This window comes from Actinomycetota bacterium (assembly GCA_035765775.1).
Taxonomy (GTDB): domain Bacteria; phylum Actinomycetota; class CADDZG01; order JAHWKV01; family JAOPZY01; genus DASTWV01.
In genome coordinates, this window is record DASTWV010000036.1 from 1 (window position 1) to 4636 (window position 4636).

The following is a 4636-nucleotide window of genomic DNA, read 5'->3' on the forward strand; positions in this document are numbered from 1 at the left end:
GAACCTGAGCTACACCGACACCGCCCCCCTGCCCGCCGGCATGGCGGGCGTCGAGTCCTGGGACGACGGGGCGGGCTGGGCCATCGACCACTTCTCGGCGGGCAACCTCTCGGCGGCGCCCTCGGCCCCGGTGTTCACCGCGGACAGCCCGCCGGCGACCGCCTCCCTCGGCGTGCCCTACACCTACACCTTCGCCGCCAGCGGGAACCCCTCGCCCAGCTTTGCCGTCGCCAGCGGGTCACTGCCCGCCGGGTTCTCGCTCAGTGCCGCCGGCGTGCTCTCCGGCACCCCGACCGTGACCGGCACCGCCACGTTCTCGGTGTCGGCCGCCAACTCGGCGGGAACCACAACCGCAGGGCCCCTGTCGATCACGGTGTCCAACACCACCGTCCCGCCAACGTTCACCGCCGACACCCCGCCCACCAGCGCGACAGCCGGCACCGCCTACTCGTACACCTTCGCCGCTTCCGGCACCCCCGCACCCACCTTCAGCGTCGCCAGCGGGTCACTGCCCGCCGGGCTCTCGCTGAGCGCCGCCGGCGTGCTCTCCGGCACCCCGAGCACCGCCGGCTCCTCCACCTTCACGGTCCGGGCGTCCAACTCGGCGGGCAGCGTGACGTCGCCCAACATCACCGTGACGGTCGCGGCCGCCGCCACGCCGCCCAGGTTCACGGCGGCCTCGCCCCCGTCCAGCGGGGTCGTCGGGACGCCCTACTCCTACACCTTCACCGCCAGCGGCACCCCCGCCCCGACGTTCTCGGTGTTCTCGGGCTCGCTGCCGGCGGGGCTCAGCCTGTCGTCCGGCGGCGTGCTCGCCGGCACCCCCCAGGCGGCCGGGACATTCGCCTTCCGGGTGCGGGCCTCCAACTCGGCCGGGAACGCCACCACCGGCTCGCTCAGCATCCTGGTGACCTCCGACCAGGTGCCCCCCGCCTTCACATCGGCCAGTCCCCCGGGTTCGGCCACCGTCGGTGCGCCGTATTCCTACACCTTCGCCGCCAGCGGCACCCCGCCGCCCACGTTCTCGATCGCCAGCGGCGCCCTGCCGCCCGGCCTGACCCTGGACCCGACCGGCGTGCTGTCGGGCACCCCCACGGGCACCGGGTCGTACAGCTACCGGGTCCAGGCATCCAACTCGGCGGGCAGCGTCACCAGCGGCACCTTCAGCATCAGCGTATTCCCGGCGCCGGCCATCGCGATGGCCGCCGGGAGCATCTTCGCGGCCGCCGGCTAGACCCGGTCAGGCACCGGGCGCCAGTCCCTGGGCGAAGCGCAGCACCCCGTCGGGGTCGTAGCGGCGCACCACCGACTGCAACCGGGCGAGGTTGTCCCCGTAGTACGCCTCCTGCCAGCCCCCGAGTTCCGGGTCGATGTAGTTGACGTAGGCGCCGGAGCCGACGAGCGGCGCCAGGCCGTCCCGGACCGCCCCCACCGCCTGCCGGGTGCTCTGGGCGGCGGCCGCCGTCGTCCCGGCGTAGATCTGCATGGTGGCGACCGCGCGACGGTGCGGGAAGGCGGTGTCACCGGGCGCGACCTGCGCCACCGCCCCACCCAGGGCGTCGACGATGAGGTCGATGCCGCTGCGGCCGGCGAGGAGCGCCACGACGGCCCCGGGGTCGGCGGGCGCGGTGGCCATGACCCGCGAGGAGGCGACGAAGGTCTCCCGGACGAGCGTGCCCGCCCCGCTCCCCGCCAGGTGGCAGGTCGCCAGCTGCGAGCACCCGGCGAAGTAGAGCATCGCCTGCAGGTAGCTCTTGGACGTGACCGACTGCTGGGTGGGGGCCGTCCCGGTGCGCCGGTTGAGGTCGGCGAGCGCACTGGTCAGGGCGGAGGTGGAGTCGGTCGATGTCCCGTTGATCCGGACCGTGGGCGGGCTGCCGGCGGACAGGATGCAGTTGGACCACAGCGTCGCCGGGGCCTGCTCGATCCACGCCAGCCACCCGGCGAGCACCGCCGCCGCCGAACCGGCCGGGTAGCGGGCGGCGAACACAGCGAGTTGGGGCGCGGGCAGCGTCGAGAAGCTGAACGAGGTCACGATGCCGCCGTTGCCCCCACCCCCGCCCCGCAGCGCCCAGAAGAGGTCGGGCTCGGAGGCGGCCGAGGCGGTGCGGACCGCCCCGTCCGGCGTGACCACGGTGGCGCTCACCAGGCGGTCGGCCGTGAGGCCGTACTGGCGGGCGAGGACGCCGACCCCGCCGCCCAGCGTGAGTCCGGCGATGCCCACCGTGGGGCAGGACCCACCGGGCAGGCAGCGCCCGGCGGCGGCCAGGGCGCCGTAGACGTCGATGAGGCGCGCCCCGGCCCCGACCGTGGCGGTGCCGTCGGCGTGGACATCGACGGCCGCCATCGGGGCCAGGTCCACCACGAGGCCGCCGGGCGGCGCCGAGTACCCGGCGTAGCTGTGCCCGCCGCTGCGGGCGGCGACCGGCATCCGGGCCCCCGAGGCGGTGGCAAGGCAGGCCTGGACATCCGACGGGCTGGCACACGCCGCCACCGCGGCGGGCTGGTGGGCGTCGAACAGCGGGTTGTAGCCCCGGGCGGCGGCGGCGTACCCCGGGTCGCCGGTCAGGGTGAGGGTCCCGTGCAAGCGGCTCCGGAGGGCGGCCCAGTCGGGCGGGCCCGGGCTGGCCGGCGTCGCCGCGGGCGGGGTGACGCCCGGCCCGGGTGGGGTCGCCGTGGGCGGGAAGCCCCGCCGCTGCGCCGTGCCCGAACACGCCGCCAGCGTGGCCGCCGCCGCACCCACGCCGAGGTCCCGGAGGAACTGGCGGCGGCTGAGCTGGTGCACGGGCCGATCATCGCCCAATTGCGCCGCCGGCATCGGGAGGTGCCGGGCGAGATACCATCCCCCGGTGCGGGTCGAGTATGCGTTTGTCGCCGAGAGCGCCGATGTCCAGTCCGGGCTCTTCTACGTGGTGCGGGGCGGCACCGACATCTGGTCCCCGCCCGCAGGCTCGTCCTTCCCCGTCCCGATCGGCCCCATGTCCTTCGTGGTGCGCCTCGTGGGCGACCCGGTGGAGGTGGGCACCGAGATCCCGGTGTCGTTCACCGTGGTGGATGCCGACGGCCGCCCGACGGGCGTCGACGGCACGGGAACCATCCGGGTGGCCGCCCACGCCGTGGACCGGACTCGCAGCGGGGCGGCGCTGCTGCACTTCCGGCTGGGCTTCTCGATCCCGGCCCCGGGGGCCTACTTCTTCGAGCTGCACTCGGCGAACGAGCGCCTGTGCCAGGTGCCGTTCTGGGTGCTGCCCGGGCCGCCGCCACCGACGGCCTGAGGCCGGCCCGCACCCGATTCGACCGAAGTTGAACTCTCTGAGGGCCCAGGACCGTAGAACCACTCGACACACTCACAGACTGCACAGCGGAAGCGCTAGCCGGTTGAATTTGCCCCATCCCACTCCCACCCGCCGGCACCGTACCCACCGGGCTCATTGCTTCACGAGGGTGTTGACATTGACGTGCGGCCACATGATGAGGGACCCGGGCGGGCCGCCGAAGGTGGGGAGGAAATCGATGTCGGTCTGCTGCGAGTACTGCAGCTGGGCGAACTCCTGGCCGGTGGCATCCCGTACCGTTTCGATCCAGTACGTGCACGCGAACTTGGTGGCGTTGGCGTTGGCCTGGACGAAGGGGATATTGAGGACGCCGCCCCCCTCGTTGGCCGTCGAGACCGAGAGGGTGGTGGTGGACACCACCGTTTGGCCCTCGACCGTCGTGCGCAGGGTGGCGTTGGCGTCGTCGGTGGCGAAGCCCGTTGGCGGTTTGCCGTACGGGTCGGTGTAACCCAACTGGACGTCTGGTCCGGGTTCCGGTATCGCGTTGAGAACCGGAATGCTCGGGGGCCCGGCTGCGGTCGAGGATCCCCCGATCGCAAGCAGCACGTCGCCATGGGGGATGGACGCCTGGCGGGCCACGGTGCCCCGGCCGTCGAGCAGCAACCACATCCCGTTCTCCAGATGCAGCGGCGAGTTGGTCTCGGCGTCCGTGATCCGCATGCTGTAGTGAAGGCCGGTCAGGAAGATGTCGCCCTTCGGCCCGCCCCGGTCCGGCACGGGGGCGCCCAGTTCGGCGAAGGTCACGACCTCGATGTAGGGACGGATGATGAGCTGGAAGGACTCCTTCTCGCCCGGCGTGCCCGATGGGACAGCGATGAGCTCCCAGCCGTGACTTCCCATCCAGGTGCCGACGAGATTGGCGAGCGGCCCGAGCCCGGCGACGGCTTCTGCGGCCGGGCGGCCCAGCCTCGTGAGGCCGATGGGCGCGGTGAGAGGGGTTGCCGTTTCTGCCATATCGACTCCTTCCACGCGGGGCGCGCGGGTGTGAACGTCGTGATATGCGGAGCGCTGCCTACGGCACTCAAGCTACTAAGCAAGCCTGCTCGGGACATCCCCCAAGAGTGCCAAGCCGAACTACCCGGCTGGGGGATAATCGCCAGAAGCCCCTGAGCGCGGCCTCTTCGACCGATGTTGAATTCTGTGAGTGCCCAGGACCGTGGACAGGGTGTCGCAAAATCGAGGCCTCAAACTAGCAATCGCGAAATCCAACACCTTCCCCCGGAAGTGTGCGCGAATGGGGGCATGGCCAAACACTATGTCTCCACGGATCGCATGACCCCGTTCCTCATGCCGCCCAGCCT

Annotated in this window: 4 protein-coding genes; 2 read left to right on the forward strand and 2 right to left on the reverse strand. The window is 72.4% G+C overall.

The window, feature by feature from the left end:
* Positions 1-1234: putative Ig domain-containing protein (locus VFW71_07955; protein HEU5002696.1), on the forward strand; the 1234-nt coding region annotated here is incomplete at its 5' end.
* 6 nt (positions 1235-1240) lie between these two features.
* On the opposite strand, the gene VFW71_07960 is transcribed toward VFW71_07955, so the two are convergent.
* Positions 1241-2785, reverse strand: a complete 1545-nt coding sequence (locus tag VFW71_07960; GenBank protein ID HEU5002697.1) for an FAD-binding oxidoreductase — start codon at positions 2783-2785, stop codon at positions 1241-1243.
* 64 nt (positions 2786-2849) lie between these two features.
* Between VFW71_07960 and VFW71_07965 the strand changes: the two genes are divergently transcribed.
* The gene (locus tag VFW71_07965; protein HEU5002698.1) at positions 2850-3275 is read left to right on the forward strand and encodes a hypothetical protein; all 426 of its coding nucleotides are present in this window, start codon (positions 2850-2852) and stop codon (positions 3273-3275) included.
* A 153-nt stretch (positions 3276-3428) separates the two neighbouring features.
* On the opposite strand, the gene VFW71_07970 is transcribed toward VFW71_07965, so the two are convergent.
* Positions 3429-4289: a heme-binding protein gene (locus tag VFW71_07970; protein ID HEU5002699.1), complete on the reverse strand. Its 861-nt coding sequence runs from the start codon at positions 4287-4289 to the stop codon at positions 3429-3431.
* Positions 4290-4636: the final 347 nt, after the last annotated feature.

Coding starts and splice junctions, on each gene's coding strand:
- VFW71_07970 (HEU5002699.1), bottom strand. CDS start 4,289: ATGGCAGAAACGGCAACCCCTCTCACCGCGCCCATCGGCCTCACGAGG.